This is a genomic window from Glaciimonas sp. GG7, from assembly GCF_052976905.1.
In genome coordinates this window covers 1-16,999 of the sequence record NZ_JBRIIQ010000011.1, presented here as the reverse complement: position 1 = coordinate 16,999, position 16,999 = coordinate 1, and the positions used below count along the sequence as shown (strand labels likewise).

Below are 16,999 nucleotides of genomic sequence, written 5' to 3'. Positions count from 1 at the left end.
AAGACGGCATACATATTCATGCCGTCTTTTTTCGTCATACAGCCTCAAGCAGCATGTGGCATTTTATTTGCAGTAACGTGAATATTCGTCAACATATCCGTCACCAATTGATTCAGATCAATCTCTGCATGCCAGCCCCAGTCAGCACGGGCGTGGGTGTCGTCAAGGCTTTGCGGCCAACTGTCGGCGATGTCTTGCCGTTCGTCCGGTTGATAGCGGATCGCAAACTCGGGTAATCGTTGTGTGATAGCGTGCGCCAACTGCGCCGGAGAAAAGCTCATGCCGCCGACGTTGTAGGCTGAGCGTATCCGCACTTGGGCCGCGGGTGCGGCCATCAGTTCGATCGTGGCGCGGATGGCGTCGGGCATGTAAATCATCGGCAACGTAGTCTCTGGGCCGAGAAAGCAGGTGTATTGCCCGGCCTGCTTAGCGGCGTGAAAAATGGCGATGGCGTAGTCAGTCGTGCCGCCGCCCGGTGGGGACTTGTGACTGATGATGCCGGGATAGCGAATGCTGCGGACATCGACGCCGAATTTGTTGAAATAGTATTCGCACAGTCTTTCGCCGGCTTGCTTACTAATGCCGTAAATAGTGGTCGGATCCATGACGGCTAATTGCGGGGTATCGATGGCGGGTGTGTGTGGTCCGAAGGCGGCGATGGACGATGGCCAGAAGACGCGCAATGGCTTATTGGCCAAGCCGCGCTCACGCGCCAGTTCCAGAATATTTAACAAGCCGTTGATGTTCAGGGTCCAGGCTTTGAGTGGGGCTTGCTCGCCAGTCACTGACAACAACGCCGCCAGTTGGTAGACCTGCGTGATGTTATGACTATCGACCACTTGCGCCAGCCGATTGCTGTCGAGTACATCCAGATGCGCGTAGCAGGTAGCGCCGTACAGACTGGCGGGGCCGATATCGGCGGCGATGACATTGTCGACGCCATGTTTTTCCATGAGCGCATCGACTAGTTCACTGCCAATTTGTCCGTTCGCGCCGATTACCAGAATTTTTTCCATTATATTCACCGTCTTAGTGTTTGATGAGACCGAGTTCGCGTCCGACCTGGGCAAAGGCGGCGAGCGCCTGATCGAGTTGTTGCGTGCTGTGCGCCGCCGACATTTGCACCCGCACGCGGGCTTGCCCCATTGGCACAACCGGATAAAAGAAGCCGGTGACCAGTACGCCTAGTGCGTATAAACGTTGCGCAAATTGTTGCGCGACGGGGGCGTCGAACAGCATGACCGGCACGATCGGATGTGTACCGGATTTGATGGTGAAGCCCAGTTGTGTGATTTCGCGCCGGAAATGGGCGGTATTAGCATGCAAACGGTCGCGTAATTCAGTGGACGAGGAGAGCATTTTCAACACAGCGAGCGACGTGCCCGCAATCGCTGGGGCGAGCGAATTGGAGAACAAATACGGGCGCGATTTTTGGCGTAGCGTGTCGATTACTTCACGCTTGGCAGCGGTAAATCCACCCATCGCCCCGCCCAATGCTTTGCCAAGAGTACCGGTGATGATATCGATGCGGCCCATGACGTGATGATGCTCGTGCGTGCCGCGCCCGGTTTGGCCCATGAAGCCGGAGGCATGGCATTCGTCGATCATGACGAGTGCACCGTATTTGTCGGCCAGATCGCAGATCTTATCGAGTTGCGCTATCGTGCCATCCATCGAAAAGACGCCGTCGGTGACGATGACTTTGTGGCGCTTGTCGGCAGCGGCCTGCAACTGGATTTCCAGATCATCCATGTCGTTGTGGGTATAGCGGAAGCGGGCGGCTTTGCACAGGCGAATGCCGTCGATGATGGAGGCGTGATTGAGTGTGTCGGAGATGATCGCGTCTTGCTCATCGAAGAGAGGCTCGAACAAGCCGCCGTTGGCATCGAATGCGGCGGCGTACAGAATCGTATCTTCCATTCCCAGAAAGGCTGACAAGGCCTGTTCCAGTTCTTTATGAACGGTTTGGGTGCCGCAAATAAAGCGTACGGAAGACAGCCCATAGCCGTATTGCTCGGTAGCATCGATTGCCGCCTGCACCAGTTTTTCGTCGCCGGACAAGCCTAAATAATTGTTTGCACAAAGATTAATGAGCGTTCTGCCATCGTCGCAAATAACTTCGGCTCCCTGTCGTGAACTAAGGACCCGTTCTGGTTTATAGAGACCTTGCTCGCGTAAGGCATTCAGATTGTTGTCGAGGCCAGTGTAGAAGCTGGCTTTCGCATTGGTCGGGGTCATTTCAGGTCCTTGTCGTGAGCGTGCACGTACTAAAATTTTACTGCCGGAACGGGTTTTGGTGGGGTCTGGTACGATGCTGTTCAATATGAATATGTAAATCCACTATATCGAACAAATATTCGATATAGTGGATATTACCGACCGCCATTAAACATAGCAAGCGACTTTTATGAATGCACCGATACCTCACAACACGCCACCCGAAGTAGGCGCGACGCTACAAAGACTGCGTCTGAAGCGCGGGCTGACGCTGGACGATTTATCCCGGGCGGCTGGCGTGTCGAAATCCATGCTCTCGCAAATTGAGCGCGAAAAAGCGAATCCAACCATCGCCGTGACCTGGCGACTGGCGAATGCTTTGGGCATCGGGATTGAAGAATTACTGGCGACGGAAACCTCTGACAAAGAGGTCATTCATGTCATGGACCCGCACGAAACCCCGACGTTGCCCGGCATTCACGCCGGTTATGTGCTGCGGATCTTGGGGCCGATGGAATTGGCCGGAAAATATGAATGGTATGAATTGACGTTAGCGGCGGAGGGGGCGTTGGTGTCCACGCCGCATGATCCGGGGACGATGGAACATTTGACCGTGCTGCATGGCAGTGTCGAAGTTGTTGTCGATGACGTTAAGAAAAAGTTGAAAATTGGCGGCACGGCGCGCTACGCTGCAGACAAGCATCACGCCATCCGCAATATCGGCAAAGCCGAGGCACGGGCGCTATTGGTGGTGATACACCGATAATGCTACGCCCGAGTTCGCCTTCAAACAGGTTTACAATGCGTGCTTGCCAAACCGAATTAGCAACACTCTGAACTTAATTCCGGTAACGCTTGCAAATAACACTGTTTTTTTATACAGTACCGTCTATTCATTTAGTCCCCCACCTCCTTTTGCCGAAAGAACATCCATGGACGATAAGAAATCCGCCCCGAATCCCGATAAAAGCAAGGCACTTGCTGCGGCGTTGGCACAAATCGAAAAGCAATTCGGCAAAGGTTCCATCATGCGTATGGACGATGGCGCGGTGATTGAAGAGGTGCAGGTCGTCTCTACCGGGTCATTAGGTCTGGACATCGCACTGGGTGTGGGTGGCTTGCCACGTGGTCGCGTGGTCGAAATCTACGGTCCTGAGTCATCAGGAAAAACCACATTGACGCTGCAAACCATTGCTGAAATGCAAAAGCTGGGCGGTACTTGTGCGTTCATCGATGCTGAGCACGCGCTTGACGTTGGCTATGCGCAAAAACTTGGTATTAATCTGGCCGATCTGCTGATTTCACAACCCGATACCGGTGAGCAGGCGCTTGAGATTACCGATGCGTTGGTACGCTCCGGCGGTGTTGACCTGATTGTGATTGACTCCGTTGCAGCGCTGACGCCACGTGCTGAAATTGAAGGCGACATGGGCGATTCCTTACCGGGTCTGCAAGCGCGTCTGATGTCGCAAGCGCTGCGTAAACTCACTGGCAGCATCAACCGTACCAATACGCTGGTGATTTTTATTAACCAGATTCGTATGAAAATCGGTGTCATGTTCGGCAATCCTGAGACCACGACCGGCGGTAATGCACTGAAATTTTACGCTTCGGTTCGTTTGGATATCCGTCGTACCGGTTCCATCAAATCCGGCGATGAAGTCATTGGCAATGAAACACGTGTCAAGGTTGTCAAGAATAAAATCGCGCCGCCGTTTAAGGAAGCGCATTTCGATATTCTGTACGGCTCGGGCACTTCACGTGAAGGCGAAATTCTGGACCTTGGTTCAGACGCAAAAATCGTCGAAAAATCGGGTGCGTGGTATAGCTACAACGGCGAGCGTATTGGTCAAGGTAAAGACAACGCCCGTAACTATCTGAAAGAGCGTCCGGAACTGGCGCGTGAAATCGAAAACAAAGTGCGTGCCTCATTAGGTGTGCCGTTGCTGGAAGGCGCAGCTCCTGCAGAAACTGATAAAGCAGCAGAGAAGGCTGTCAAGGCTGCTGAAAAAGCAGCTGCCAAGGAAGCTGCCGCGGCAGCAAAAGTAGAGTAGAACAGATCCTAATATAGGGACTTACGCAAAATGGTCCCAGCAAGGCAGACTGACGAAGATATTACGAAAGTAATGCCAGGAAAGATAACGCCGCTGGGGCAATTTGCGTAAGTCCTGATAGGGACTAAATCGGACGGTAAGGGATCAAACCCACCGTCCGATTTCTTATTTTCGGGTGAAAATAAGATCAGTATTATCTTTACCATGATCCTGGATAGCTGCAATGGCAAAACCAACAATCAGTCTTAAAGGGCGAGCCCTCCGCTACTTATCGATGCGGGAGCATAGCCGGATCGAATTAAGACGCAAGTTGTCCCGATATGCGCAAGAGGGGGACGATATTGAGACGGTGCTCGATTGGCTGGAAGCATCAACATTTTTATCCCAAGAGCGGTTTTCGGAGTCTCTCATTCATCGCCGCGCCAGTCGCTTCGGCAATAGTCGCATCTTGATGGAATTAAAAAGTCACGGTATCGATCCCGATGCCATCAGCACGATTAAGACCCAGCTTGCCGATGGCGAAGTAGCCCGTGCCCGTGAAGTCTGGCATAAAAAATTCGATCATCAGCCAGCCGACGCGAGCGAACGTGTCAAGCAAATGCGATTTTTGCTACAGAGGGGATTTTCTCATCGTGCAGTGCAGGCCGTCATTAACGGTGCCCGCGATGAGGATATTGATTTTGATGGGGGTGATACCGGATCGGATTTTGGTTGAACACTCAAGGGTGGCGTACTGAGCCATACTGTATGGAAATGGATAAATAAAAGACAAGTTGGGTCGTACCATTGTTGCAACGCACACAAACTCACCTATTCCCCCTAGCTGTGCTACACTTTTGTGGTTTTTTGCAGGCCGCAGGAGCGGCAGTTACCATAGAAACTGTGGTAACGACACGCAAACCAGACCATCAAAATGTCTCTATTACCCTCAACTTCTCGCCGGGCGTTGAAACATACGCGCACCATACAAATCGACGCGTTCATACGTGAAGATGGCTTATGGGAATTAGACGCGCATATTACCGATATCAAATCCAATGATCTTCTGCTTGCCCGTGGCATATTGCCAGCCGGCCAGCCCCTGCACAGCCTATGGTTGCGGTTAACGCTGGATCATCAGTACAACATCGTCGAAGTCGCAGCGGATTCAGAGTCCGTACCTTATCCGGGATATTGCAATACGATAGCGCCTGCCTACAATACATTGATTGGCTTGAATCTTTTGAAGGGTTTCCGCGCCATGGTGAAGCAACGTATTGGTGGCGCTTTAGGTTGCACGCATTTGACTGAACTGGCGCAAATATTGCCGACTGCGGCGATTCAGGCATTTTCTAAGACGCCAGACTATAGTGATCAGACCGAGTTGATTGCGAAAGATAAAAAGCCATTTCAGCTCGATAGTTGCCATGCCTTGCGTAGCGATGGGCCTGTCGTTGTTCAGTATTACCCGAGGTGGGCTGTTGTCCCGCCTAAAACTGACGCTAGTTAGTGCGTGCAGTTAATGATTTTTTGCAATTTATTTCTAAGTGCATTTTATTTAATCCAACCAGCAAGTTAATTTAAATCAGCATCAGAAGGGAAGCTCGCATGAAAATCCATGAGTATCAGGGCAAAGAAATTCTCCGCAAATTCGGAGTAACAACACCACGCGGTATTCCGTGTCTGAGTGTCGATGAGGCGGTTAAAGCTGCTGAGACCCTCGGCGGTTCAGTGTGGGTTGTGAAGGCACAAATTCACGCAGGCGGTCGCGGTAAAGGCGGTGGCGTAAAAGTTGCTAAATCGCTGGAACAAGTACGCGAATATGCAAACGACATTCTCGGTATGCAACTGATCACGCATCAAACTGGCCCGGAAGGTCAAAAAGTGCGTCGTTTGTTGATCGAAGAAGGTGCTGATATCAAGCAAGAGCTATACGTCAGTATGGTGACCGATCGGGTTAGCCAGCGCGTGGTGCTGATGGCGTCAAGCGAAGGTGGGATGGACATCGAAGAAGTTGCAGAAAGCCATCCTGAAAAAATTCATCAAGTCGTGATCGATCCATCGACCGGCTTGACGGACGCTGATGCGGATAGCATCTCAGCAAAAATCGGCGTACCAGCCGGTTCTATTGCGGACGCTCGGGTTCAGTTGCAAGGTCTTTACAAAGCGTATTGGGATACCGATTGCTCTTTGGCCGAAATCAATCCATTGATCGTTACCGGTTCGGGCAAAATTATCGCTCTGGACGCGAAATTCAATTTCGACCCTAACGCCTTGTTCCGTCAACCGGAAATCGTGGCGTACCGTGATCTGGACGAAGAAGACCCAGCGGAAATCGAAGCATCGAAATTTGATCTGGCCTACATCTCGCTTGACGGCAATATCGGTTGTCTGGTCAACGGTGCTGGTCTGGCGATGGCGACAATGGACACCATCAAATTGTTCGGCGGCGAGCCGGCCAACTTCCTCGACGTAGGCGGCGGCGCTACAGCAGAAAAAGTCACAGAAGCATTCAAGATCATGTTGAAAAATCCAGAATTGAAAGCCATTCTGGTCAACATTTTTGGCGGCATTATGCGTTGTGACGTGATCGCCGAAGGCGTCATCGCTGCATCTAAAGCGGTGTCATTGCAGGTGCCACTGGTTGTGCGCATGAAGGGTACGAACGAAGAAATCGGCAAGAAATTGCTGGCTGAATCGGGCCTGCCTATCATCGCTGCCGACAGTATGGAAGAAGCTGCGCAGAAAGTTGTTGCTGCGGCTAACGGTCAATAATCGTTGTGAATGCGGCGTGCGGGCTGAGTACTTAGCTCCGTACTTACTATTCATAGCGCTCAAAAATAGGGCAAGGAACAAATATGTCGATCCTGATTAACAAAGATACAAAAGTTGTCACCCAAGGCATTACCGGTAAAACCGGTCAATTCCACACCCGTGGCTGTCGTGATTACGCTAATGGCAAAGAAGCTTTTGTTGCCGGTGTGAATCCAAAAAGAGCGGGTGAAGACTTTGAGGGCATTCCGATTTTCGCCAATGTTGCCGAAGCCAAAGCAGCGACCGGTGCCAACGTTTCGGTGATTTATGTTCCGCCAGCAGGCGCGGCAGCAGCGATCTGGGAAGCGGTTGAAGCTGAGTTGGATCTGGCGATCTGCATCACCGAAGGTATTCCTGTGCGCGATATGTTGGCACTGAAAGACCGCATGGCTAAATCTGGCAGCAAAACATTGCTGCTAGGACCAAATTGCCCGGGTCTGATTACGCCGGACGAAATCAAAATCGGTATCATGCCAGGCCACATCCACAGAAAAGGTCGTATCGGCGTAGTATCACGCTCCGGCACATTGACATACGAAGCAGTCGGTCAATTGACCGCACTGGGTCTGGGTCAATCGTCGGCAGTGGGTATCGGCGGCGATCCAATCAATGGTCTTAAGCACATCGATATCATGCGCATGTTTAACGACGATCCTGATACCGATGCGGTCATCATGATCGGCGAAATTGGTGGCCCGGATGAGGCGAATGCGGCTTACTGGATCAGAGACAACATGAAGAAGCCAGTCGTCAACTTTATCGCTGGCGTGACAGCACCTGCAGGCAAACGCATGGGCCATGCCGGTGCGTTGATTTCTGGTGGTGCCGATACTGCGCAAGCAAAACTCGACATCATGGAAGCTTGCGGTATTACAACGACTAAGAATCCGTCTGAGATGGCGCGTTTGTTGAAGGCAATGCTGTAATTCTGCGATGTTTGCAGAGGTACTTCGGTAATGAAAAAGGAGCTTCGGCTCCTTTTTTGTCGTTCTAAAATAAGTAGCCACGCGATACTGGGTAGTTTTAGTCAAATATTCCGGAACGTGTTTATCTTGCTGTCCCTGCACTAACCGACGAAAATACATTTACACCCGCATTCGCTCATACAACCTCCTTTTGATAGCCATTGAATGTCCAGCCATCTCCGATTTGAATTTTCTGCCAAGACTGACGTTGGCATGGTGCGCGCTGAGAATGAAGACGCTATCGCCGTCAGTACAGCGTTGCAGCTTGCGATTCTGGCCGATGGCATGGGTGGTTACAATGCCGGCGAGGTCGCCAGTAGTATCGCCGTGGCGACTATCCAGGATTCTATAGAGCAATATCAGCGCGATAATATTTATCACCATCCCGACGATCAGCCTGCTGTGCGCCGATTATGCTTAATGCAGGCGGTTCGAAAGGCGAATAGTGCGATTATTGAGGCTGCGCGGCGGGAGCCGGAATATCGCGGTATGGGCACAACTGTGGTGCTGGCGTGGTTTCATCAGGATTGCGTGAGCACAGCCCATGTAGGTGACTCGCGTGCGTATGTGATACGACGGGATGGGGAAATGGTGCAATTGACCCGCGATCATTCATGGCTACAAGAGCAAATTGAGGCTGGGCGGTTGCGGCCAGAGCAAGCTGCGCTTGCCATGAATCGCAACGTGATCACCCGTGCTGTGGGTGCCGAGCATCAACTCACAGTGGAAGTGCATGAGCACACATTGCAAGCGGGAGATATTTTTCTGCTGTGCTCTGATGGTTTGTCAGACCGGCTATCGGCGCACCAGATCGCTGGCATTATCGCGCAGGAAAACGGCGATATGGAGAGTGCTTGTGATGCGCTGATACAAGCGGCAAATGCCAGTGGCGGTCAGGATAATGTTTCTGCAATATTAATAAAAACAGTAGAGATAAGCGCATCATTATGATGACTGTACGGGGCGCGGTGGCGTTTCGTATTTTTCCTTAGCCTTGGCACCAAGAAAGATAGGAATGGCGAAGATCATCCTGACCAAAGACGGTAATGTTGTTCAAGAAATGGTGCTACATAAGGAGCGCACTACTATTGGTCGTCGGCTTCACAATGATATGGTGATCGATCACCCGGCTGTTAGCGGCCAACACGCGGTCATCGTTACCATCAGTAGCGACTCTTTCCTGGAAGATCTCAACAGCACGAACGGTACGCAGGTTAACGGGCATCCGATCTCTAAACATTTTTTGCAGCATAAAGATGTGATTCAGATGACTGAGTACCAGTTGACCTACCTTGTTGATACAGATCCGGACATTAAGGATAGTCGTCCAAACATGCTTTCAACTCCACAGTCCGACGCGATCATTACGATCATCGATGGTCCAAGCCCGGATAAAACGATGCCCTTGACTAAAGTACTGACGACGATAGGCCGCCCGGGAGTTCAGGTCGCCATTATTACGCGCCGACCAAACGGCTATGAGCTCACGCATGTTGAGGGTAGTACTTATACGAGTATCAACGGCACGCCCCTGAGTGGCGGGGCGCGACCGTTGCTCGATGGGGATGTGATTGATATCGCTGGAACGATGGTGAGGTTTTCCTGGCGTTCCGGAGAGTATTGATAAAAAGTTGAATACGCAGTTGCTCGCAAACGATTGATTCGCCCTCCATAAAAAAAATCCCCGTAGATACGAGGATTTTGAAGTTTTATGACGCGCCGTAAAATGACAGTTTCGGATCAGACATTAAACAAAAAGTTCAAAACGTCGCCATCCTTCACCACATACTCTTTACCCTCAGCACGCATTTTGCCCGCTTCTTTAGCCCCAGACTCGCCCTTAAAAGTAATGAAATCCTCATAAGCGATCGTCTGGGCACGAATAAAGCCGCGCTCAAAATCGGTATGGATCACGCCAGCTGCTTGTGGCCCGGTATCGCCCACATGGATAGTCCAGGCGCGTACTTCTTTCACGCCAGCCGTGAAATACGTTTGTAAGCCGAGTAATTTGAACGCAGCACGGATCAAGCGATCCAGACCCGGCTCTTCCATCCCCATATCGGCTAGAAATTCGTGCTTGTCGGCTTCGTCCAAATCCGAAATTTCAGACTCAATCGATGCGCAGATCGGCACCATCGGTGCATTTTGCGATGCGGCATAGGCCGTCAATTGATCTAGCAACGGATTGTTGGTGAAGCCTGTATCCGAAACGTTGGCAACGTACATCGCTGGTTTTGCAGTAATTAGACAGAGTGGCTTGATTAAGGCCATTTCTTCGGCATCAAGGCCGCAAGCGCGTACTGGCTTGGCCTGGTCTAGCTCCGGCATCAAACGCTCCAGAATGGCGACCAATTTCGCCGCATCTTTGTCGCCCGAGCGGGCTTTTTTATTTTCGCGATGAATCGCTTTCTCAACCGTACCCATGTCGGCTAATGCGAGCTCAGTCTGGATCACTTCGATATCGTCCAAAGGGCTGACTTTGCCAGCAACGTGGATGACGTTGTCATCTTCAAAGCAGCGCACCACGTTGACGATGGCGTCGGTTTCGCGGATGTGGGCCAGAAATTGGTTACCCAGACCTTCACCCTTGGATGCGCCAGCGACCAAGCCGGCGATGTCAACAAACTCGACCGTGGCTGGTAAAACGCGCTCCGGTTTGACGATCAGCGCCAGCGCAGACAAGCGCGGGTCCGGTACTTCGACCATACCGACGTTCGGCTCTATCGTGCAGAAGGGATAGTTTTCTGCCGGAATGCCTGCTTTGGTCAGTGCATTGAAAAGGGTGGATTTGCCAACGTTAGGTAGGCCGACGATACCGCATTTGAGACTCATGATATTTACTTTGCAAGAGATAGAATTAACCCGGTATTTTACCGGAAGCAGCCAGTTGTTCTGTTTCTAAATCAAAACGCGCATTAAGCACTGGCAATGGATGTGTGGTGCTTCGATAGTTATTGCCAGAATTATTTGGCCGTATGCAAACGCATCGTCGCTTCAGAAAACTGCCCCTCACAAAGCAGTGGAATCACTTTCAGGCTCTCTGCAATCGCCTCATCGAGTAGTGGCTGCTCTTCCTTGCGTGGGCGATGCAAGACAAAATCAGCCACGCCCTGTTGTAAATTGAGCGTGCGCGGATGGCCGATGCCGATGCGTAGGCGCCAGTAGTCTTGTGTGCCGAGGGCGGCGGTGATGTCTTTTAAGCCGTTGTGGCCGCCGGATGAGCCACCTTTTTTGAGTCTGGCGATGCCGGGGAGGAGGTCTAGTTCATCATGCACGACGAGGATTTCATCGGCTGCGATTTTATAAAAGTGGGCGAATGGGCCGACTGATTGACCAGAGCGATTCATGAAGACTTGAGGCTCTAGTAGCCAGACTTCTTGCGTGCTCATTCTGGCTTTCCCGATCAATGCCTTGAAGTCAGCTTTGCGCTGGAGGCTGCAGCCCAAATCTTGCGCCAGATTATCGACTAGCCAGAAACCAGCGTTATGGCGCGTTTGTTCGTATTCCGGGCCGGGATTGCCGAGGCCGACGATGAGGCGAATAGACATGGGATTCCGAGTAAGGCTGTGTGGTGAGTCAGTATCGTGGATCTTTGCTGGGGCAACAATAAAAAACCCGCCACGAGGGGCGGGTTTTTTATGGGCCACACAAGAGGCTGGCCGTTTATTGCATTACTTAGCAGGCGTCGCTGCAGCAGGCGCTTCAGCTTCGACTTTACCAGCTGGGATCGCAGCGGTTGCGACAGTCAGATTTTCCTGGCTGACAGCTGTTACGCCGTCAGGCATTTTCAGGTCGGTCAAATGGATTGAGTGACCAACTTCGAGAGTGGCCAAATCAACTTCAACGAACTCAGGCAGATCTTTTGCCAGGCATGAAATTTCCAGGTCAGTCATAACGTGGCTGATGATACCGGCCGACAATTTGACTGCTGGTGAAACATCTGCGTTGATAAAGTGCAATGGCACTTTTACGTGGATTGCTTTGGTTGCATCTACGCGCTGGAAGTCAGCGTGTAGAACCAATTGTTTGTATGCGTGGACTTGGAAGTCGCGCAACAGAACTTTTTGTGACACGCCGTCGATTTCCAGATCCAGAATCGATGAGTGAAACGCTTCTTTTTTCAGCGCGTGGTAAAGCGCGTTGTGATCCAGCGACAGATTGACTGGCGCGTCCGAACCACCGTAGACGATACCAGGTGTCTGGCCTGCAATGCGCTGGCGGCGGCTCGCTCCGGTCCCCAGCTCTTTGCGTACAAATGCGATAACTTTCATTTTGAAACTCCATTATTTGCAGGACTTGCGTCTTGCGGTAAAAATCTCCCGCGACCAGGAGATTTAAGTATGCCTCTGAAGGGGGAATCCGCAGTCAGAGCTTCTACATTCTTGTTTAGGACTTACGCAAAATTGTCCCAGCAAGGCATTCCTTTGATGCCATTACGAACGTAAGGCCAGGAGGAATAACGCCGCTGGGGCGGTTTTGCGTAAGTCCTATTGTTATTACGACTCAGCAAATAGCGACATAACTGAATCGCCCTTGCTGATGCGTTTAAAGGTTTCAGCTAGCAACTCCGCACATGACAACTGACGGATTTTACTGCAGGCCCTTGCTTCGGCAGTCAGCGGAATGGTGTCAACTACCACCAGTTCGTCTAACGGCGAGTTGGCAATGCGCTCAAGGGCCGGGCCGGATAATACCGGGTGCGTACAATACGCGACGACCTTCTTGGCGCCACGTTCTTTCAATACTTCTGCCGCTTTTGTAAGCGTGCCCGCGGTATCGACCATATCATCCATGATCACGCAGTTACGGCCTTCAACTTCACCAATGATGTTCATGACTTCCGACACGTTCGCTTTTGGGCGGCGTTTGTCGATAATGGCCAGATCGCAATTGAGCCGTTTAGCCAGAGCACGGGCGCGTACTACGCCGCCGACATCTGGAGAAACAACGAGCAGATCGTCATAGTTTTTGCTAACCAGGTCGCCTAGCAAAATGGGCGACGCGTAAATGTTATCAACCGGGATATCAAAAAAGCCCTGAATCTGGTCTGCATGCAGATCCATGATCAAGACACGTTCAACGCCGGCTTCTTGCAGCATGTTGGCAACCACTTTGGCAGAAATCGCAACGCGCGCTGAGCGTGGGCGGCGATCTTGTCTTGCGTAGCCAAAATAGGGAATTGCCGCAGTAATACGACCAGCAGATGCACGTTTGAGTGCATCGACCATCAGCATGATTTCCATCAGGCTGTCGTTGGTTGGCGCGCAAGTTGATTGCAGAACGAAAACATCTTTTCCGCGTACATTCTCGTTGATCTCAACGGCTATTTCACCATCGGAAAATTTGGTGACGTTAGCTTTGCCAAGCGGAATGCCGAGCTGTTTGGCGACTCCAATAGCGAGTTCCGGATTTGCGTTACCGGTAAAAACCATAAGGTTTTCGAGTGCCATGAAGATTCCTGAGTACAGTCGTTAGAAAGTTGAAAAGCCGACAATGCCTGACTGGGACAGTCTGGCTTTGGCGGCTTATTTTTTTGTTTCGTCGTGTTTTTCGCGTTGCTACGGGCTAAAGTTGCTGCCACGTATTACGCTGGTCTTTTACTGCTTTGATGTTACTTATTTGGTGTTATCACTGGATAACTCAGAACTAATGGCAGGGGAGGAAGGACTCGAACCTTCGAATGCTGGAATCAAAATCCAGTGCCTTAACCAACTTGGCGACTCCCCTACGCAACTTGTTGTTGCTCATGATCAATACACTATGTCAGTGCGTTGTTTAACTTCATGACCAACGAATTTGGGTGCAGATTATAGCAAATCTTTTAAAGGATGGTAGCTAATTCCTTTAGCTTTCCATGCTTTCCAATGCTGAGGCACTAACTTCAGTACTTCATCTGCTTGTTTCTCTTGCGCGAACGCTGAGAAAACGCATGCACCGGAGCCGGTCATTCTTGCTTCCCCGTGTCTTTGTAACCAATCAATGACAACGGCTACTTCGGGAAACAATGTTGTGGCGACGATCTGTAAATCATTCTTTCCGAAGCAAGATTCTTGATGCCCTGAAAAGTCCGCTATTTTGACTAATTTTGTCTCGCGTGTCAATTCTTCTGATGAAAATATTAACGATGTCGGAATTTGAACACCAGGTTCGATGACGACGTACCAGCAATCGGGTGTTTCAACGGCTTGCAGCGCCTCGCCGATACCTTCGGCGAAGGCATTTTGACCAAAGATAAAAAAGGGTACGTCTGCGCCTAACTGCAAGCCGATGGTCATTAATGCTGTGCGATCAAAGCCCGTATCCCATAGCCGGTTTAGCGCCATTAAGGTAGTGGCCGCGTCAGACGATCCGCCGCCTAAGCCACCGCCCATCGGCAATATTTTGTTAATCGTGATGTTGGCACCGGGGATTTTTTTTCCGGATTGTTGATACGCAGCGGCTTGGAGTAGCTTGGCCGCACGCACGATCAGGTCGATCTCTGGCGGTACGCCCGGAATGTCTGACACCCGATGGATGACGCCGTCGTCACGGGTTTCGAAGTCCAGGATGTCACCGTAGTCGAGCAACTGAAATACGGTTTGTAATAAATGATAGCCATCCGCTCGCCGCCCGTTGACGTGCAAAAAAAGATTCAATTTGGCGGGAGCGAGGCAGTTCTTGAGGATTCGCGTCATGGTGGAATGAATAGAAAAACGATCAGCGCGGCTGTGCGCTATCGACCACGATACGGATAGCGACTTGACCCGCTTGTTCGGTGTTGCGCGTGAGATCGATGCGTTTTGGATAGCTGTCTTGGGAGCCGGTTTGCCAGCTGACGTATTGGATGCGCCATTGGTCCGCTGTCGTCACGTTGGTTGTGCTGTTATCGCTGGCCGGACTGACGTTGAACGGCTTACCGCTGGCGTCTGAGCCGAAACCTTGCAGCCAGTCGCGCAAGCCAGCAATCGGGAGCGGCCACCCCAGCGCTTGTGCTGTGAGCAGATCGACATCGGCTGCGGTGCGCAATGGCTGACCAGCTTGATGGAGAGTTGATTGCTGTGGCGTGATATCAATGGTCGCCAAGGTTTGCCCTAGGGGAGACAGTACCGTGACAACCGTATGATCGCTGGTTTGGGACCAGGTGAAGCTACCGTGGACGGCTTGTTCTTTGCCGTTCTGTTCGTAGCGTACCGATAAGCGTCCGCTCAAGTCAATCGACTGATGATATTGGCGTGGGCTACTCACTGCGGCGATATTCGGCGTCGATGGTGCACTCAGGGTTGAGCAGCCGCTGATGGCTAAAGTGACGGTGATGACTGTGCCGCCCATTGCTGTTAGCGTGGCGCGTTGAACGACGCGTGATCCACGCGCAAACCATGTCAGCGACATCATCACAGACTCACATGCAAGCGTGCCAGCGTGCTGTTTAATGAGGCATTTTTGGGGTCTTTTGCACGCACTTCACGCCATAGTTTTTGTGCTTCTTCTTTTTTGCCCTTCATCCACAAAACTTCGCCCAGATGAACGCCGATTTCAACATCAGGCAAGACGCTATACGCTGCGCGCAGTTGCGTTTCTGCGTCGGTCAGATTGCCTAGTCGAAATTGCACCCAGCCCATGCTATCCAAAATGAAAGGATCCTGAGGGGCTAACGTTAGCGCTTTGGTGATGAGCACCAACGCCTCTGGCAGTCGGACGTTGCGGTCGGCCAATGAGTAACCGAGCGCGTTGTAGGCTTGCTGGCTATTGGGCGCCAGAGCGATGAGTTTGCGCAGAGATGATTCCATGACCGGGATGTTGTTGAGTGTTTCGGCCACCATCGCATAGTCGTACAACAAATCAGGATTGTTTGGATAATGTTTGAGTGCGGCTTCCAGCACTCTAAAGGCTTCGATACTCCGGTTTGCCTCGCGCAGGAATTGGGCATCGACTTGCGTAACTTGTACTTCTTCGGCTTCACCATTGGTTTCGATCTGGGCGAGAACCTGTCTGGCCGCATCGATATTGCCGCGCTTGGAGATTAATAGCGCACGGCGAAGTTGGGTTTCAAGATAGGCTTCGCCAGGACCGACTTTGGCCAGCCATTTGAGTGCGCCGTCGATATCATTGCGCTCGGCCGCTATTTGGGCCAGAAGCTGTAGCGCTTGAGTATTGTCGCGATTTTCGTCGGGGTGTGCGGCCAATTCATCGACGTAGTTAATCAGATATTTTTCGGCCATTTTGGTGTCGCCGATTTGTGCGTTGAGTAAGCCCAGCGCCAACAGAGTGGTCAAATCCTTTTGGTCGGTCTTGAGCAAAATTTCAAACTGGCTGCGGGCTTGATCGTATGCTTTGTCTTCTACCAAAATACGGGCATAGGCAATCCGTACTTCACGCGCTTTCGGGTGTGTTTTTAGAAAATCGGTTAACGCTTTTTGGGCCGATGCTTTATCTGGCGAGACTTGTGCAACGGTCAGGATGGCGAGCTCGGAGTCAGGTTTTAGCTTTAAGGCCAGATTCGCTTCTTCAGTGGCGCGTTGACTGTTGGCATTGGAAAAAGCCGCCTGGGCTAACGCCAGATGCGCTTCCGACATAGTCAGATAGGGCGCGACGACCGCTTCGAGCATCGTCATGGCAGCAGCTTTGTCTTGGGCGCGGCTCAGTAGTCGTTGCGTCTGAAGCATCATCAGTCCGCGCGTTTGTGGTGGGGCTTGTTGAATACGTTGCTCAAAAATCGGCTGTGCTTCTGCCAGGTTATTGCTCAGCATAATGAAGCCGAGATAGTACTGGGTTGCCTCTTCCGAATCCGGGGCAAGTTCATGCCACAAGCGAATGGCGACCAACGCATCGCCGCCCTGTTTGCCGCTCAGCGCCATTTCGGCAGCGCGGCGTGCCAGGCGCGGGTCGCGCGTTTGTTGCGCAACGCCTAATAGGGTGGCATAGCCGGATTGCCAGTTGCCACGCTGAAAAGCGATCTCGGAACTGACGACTTTGAAGAGAATTTCCCCGCTT

General features: G+C 51.6%; 17 protein-coding genes and 1 tRNA gene. 8 read left to right on the top strand and 10 right to left on the bottom strand.

Annotated elements, in window-relative coordinates:
• Positions 1–44: 44 nt before the first annotated feature.
• Both ACVBEF_RS04785 and kbl read right to left on the bottom strand, forming a co-directional pair.
• The gene (locus tag ACVBEF_RS04785; protein ID WP_447122806.1) at positions 45–1,016 is read right to left on the bottom strand and encodes an NAD-dependent epimerase/dehydratase family protein; all 972 of its coding nucleotides are present in this window, start codon (positions 1,014–1,016) and stop codon (positions 45–47) included.
• 13 nt (positions 1,017–1,029) lie between these two features.
• Complete coding sequence (gene kbl / locus ACVBEF_RS04780) at positions 1,030–2,238, bottom strand: glycine C-acetyltransferase (protein ID WP_447122805.1); 1,209 nt, start codon at positions 2,236–2,238, stop codon at positions 1,030–1,032.
• Between the two features lie 169 nt (positions 2,239–2,407).
• Here kbl and ACVBEF_RS04775 point away from each other — a divergent pair, with 169 nt between their 5' ends.
• The 8 genes from ACVBEF_RS04775 (at position 2,408) to ACVBEF_RS04740 (ending at position 9,653) form a co-directional block, all read left to right on the top strand.
• Complete coding sequence (locus tag ACVBEF_RS04775; protein WP_447122804.1) at positions 2,408–2,983, top strand: helix-turn-helix domain-containing protein; 576 nt, start codon at positions 2,408–2,410, stop codon at positions 2,981–2,983.
• A gap of 166 nt (positions 2,984–3,149) precedes the next feature.
• Positions 3,150–4,271 carry a recombinase RecA gene (gene recA / locus ACVBEF_RS04770; RefSeq protein ID WP_447122803.1) on the top strand — a complete coding sequence of 374 codons (1,122 nt, stop codon included), beginning with the start codon at positions 3,150–3,152 and terminating at the stop codon, positions 4,269–4,271.
• A gap of 223 nt (positions 4,272–4,494) precedes the next feature.
• A complete protein-coding gene (gene recX / locus ACVBEF_RS04765) occupies positions 4,495–4,986 on the top strand; it encodes a recombination regulator RecX (RefSeq protein ID WP_447122802.1) in 492 nt (163 codons plus the stop codon).
• Positions 4,987–5,184: 198 nt separating this feature from the next.
• A complete protein-coding gene (locus ACVBEF_RS04760; protein ID WP_447122801.1) occupies positions 5,185–5,760 on the top strand; it encodes a DUF2889 domain-containing protein in 576 nt (191 codons plus the stop codon).
• Positions 5,761–5,840: 80 nt separating this feature from the next.
• Positions 5,841–7,025, top strand: a complete 1,185-nt coding sequence (sucC, locus tag ACVBEF_RS04755) for an ADP-forming succinate--CoA ligase subunit beta (protein ID WP_447122859.1) — start codon at positions 5,841–5,843, stop codon at positions 7,023–7,025.
• 83 nt (positions 7,026–7,108) lie between these two features.
• A complete protein-coding gene (gene sucD, locus ACVBEF_RS04750; protein WP_447122800.1) occupies positions 7,109–7,990 on the top strand; it encodes a succinate--CoA ligase subunit alpha in 882 nt (293 codons plus the stop codon).
• Positions 7,991–8,194: 204 nt separating this feature from the next.
• Positions 8,195–8,980, top strand: a complete 786-nt coding sequence (locus ACVBEF_RS04745; RefSeq protein ID WP_447122799.1) for a Stp1/IreP family PP2C-type Ser/Thr phosphatase — start codon at positions 8,195–8,197, stop codon at positions 8,978–8,980.
• Positions 8,981–9,044: 64 nt separating this feature from the next.
• Positions 9,045–9,653, top strand: coding sequence for an FHA domain-containing protein (locus ACVBEF_RS04740; protein ID WP_447122798.1), 609 nt, complete (start codon positions 9,045–9,047; stop codon positions 9,651–9,653).
• Positions 9,654–9,769: 116 nt separating this feature from the next.
• Here ACVBEF_RS04740 and ychF read toward each other — a convergent pair whose 3' ends face one another.
• The 8 genes from ychF to ACVBEF_RS04700 form a co-directional block, all read right to left on the bottom strand.
• On the bottom strand, positions 9,770–10,861 hold the full coding sequence (gene ychF / locus ACVBEF_RS04735; protein ID WP_447122797.1) for a redox-regulated ATPase YchF: 1,092 nt from the start codon (positions 10,859–10,861) through the stop codon (positions 9,770–9,772).
• Positions 10,862–10,992: 131 nt separating this feature from the next.
• Entirely contained in the window at positions 10,993–11,577 is a 585-nt protein-coding gene (gene pth, locus ACVBEF_RS04730; RefSeq protein ID WP_447122796.1) for an aminoacyl-tRNA hydrolase, read from the bottom strand.
• Positions 11,578–11,700: 123 nt separating this feature from the next.
• Positions 11,701–12,300: a 50S ribosomal protein L25/general stress protein Ctc gene (locus tag ACVBEF_RS04725; protein ID WP_447122795.1), complete on the bottom strand. Its 600-nt coding sequence runs from the start codon at positions 12,298–12,300 to the stop codon at positions 11,701–11,703.
• Between the two features lie 225 nt (positions 12,301–12,525).
• On the bottom strand, positions 12,526–13,479 hold the full coding sequence (locus ACVBEF_RS04720) for a ribose-phosphate pyrophosphokinase (protein ID WP_447122794.1): 954 nt from the start codon (positions 13,477–13,479) through the stop codon (positions 12,526–12,528).
• Between the two features lie 200 nt (positions 13,480–13,679).
• Positions 13,680–13,756, bottom strand: a tRNA-Gln gene (locus tag ACVBEF_RS04715).
• 80 nt (positions 13,757–13,836) lie between these two features.
• Complete coding sequence (gene ispE, locus ACVBEF_RS04710; protein WP_447122793.1) at positions 13,837–14,703, bottom strand: 4-(cytidine 5'-diphospho)-2-C-methyl-D-erythritol kinase; 867 nt, start codon at positions 14,701–14,703, stop codon at positions 13,837–13,839.
• Positions 14,704–14,725: 22 nt separating this feature from the next.
• Positions 14,726–15,400, bottom strand: a complete 675-nt coding sequence (gene lolB / locus ACVBEF_RS04705; RefSeq protein ID WP_447122792.1) for a lipoprotein insertase outer membrane protein LolB — start codon at positions 15,398–15,400, stop codon at positions 14,726–14,728.
• Positions 15,400–16,999, bottom strand: a 1,600-nt coding sequence (locus ACVBEF_RS04700; RefSeq protein WP_447122791.1) for a tetratricopeptide repeat protein, incomplete at its 5' end; no start/stop codon positions are given. The genes ACVBEF_RS04700 and lolB, both read right to left, overlap by 1 nt.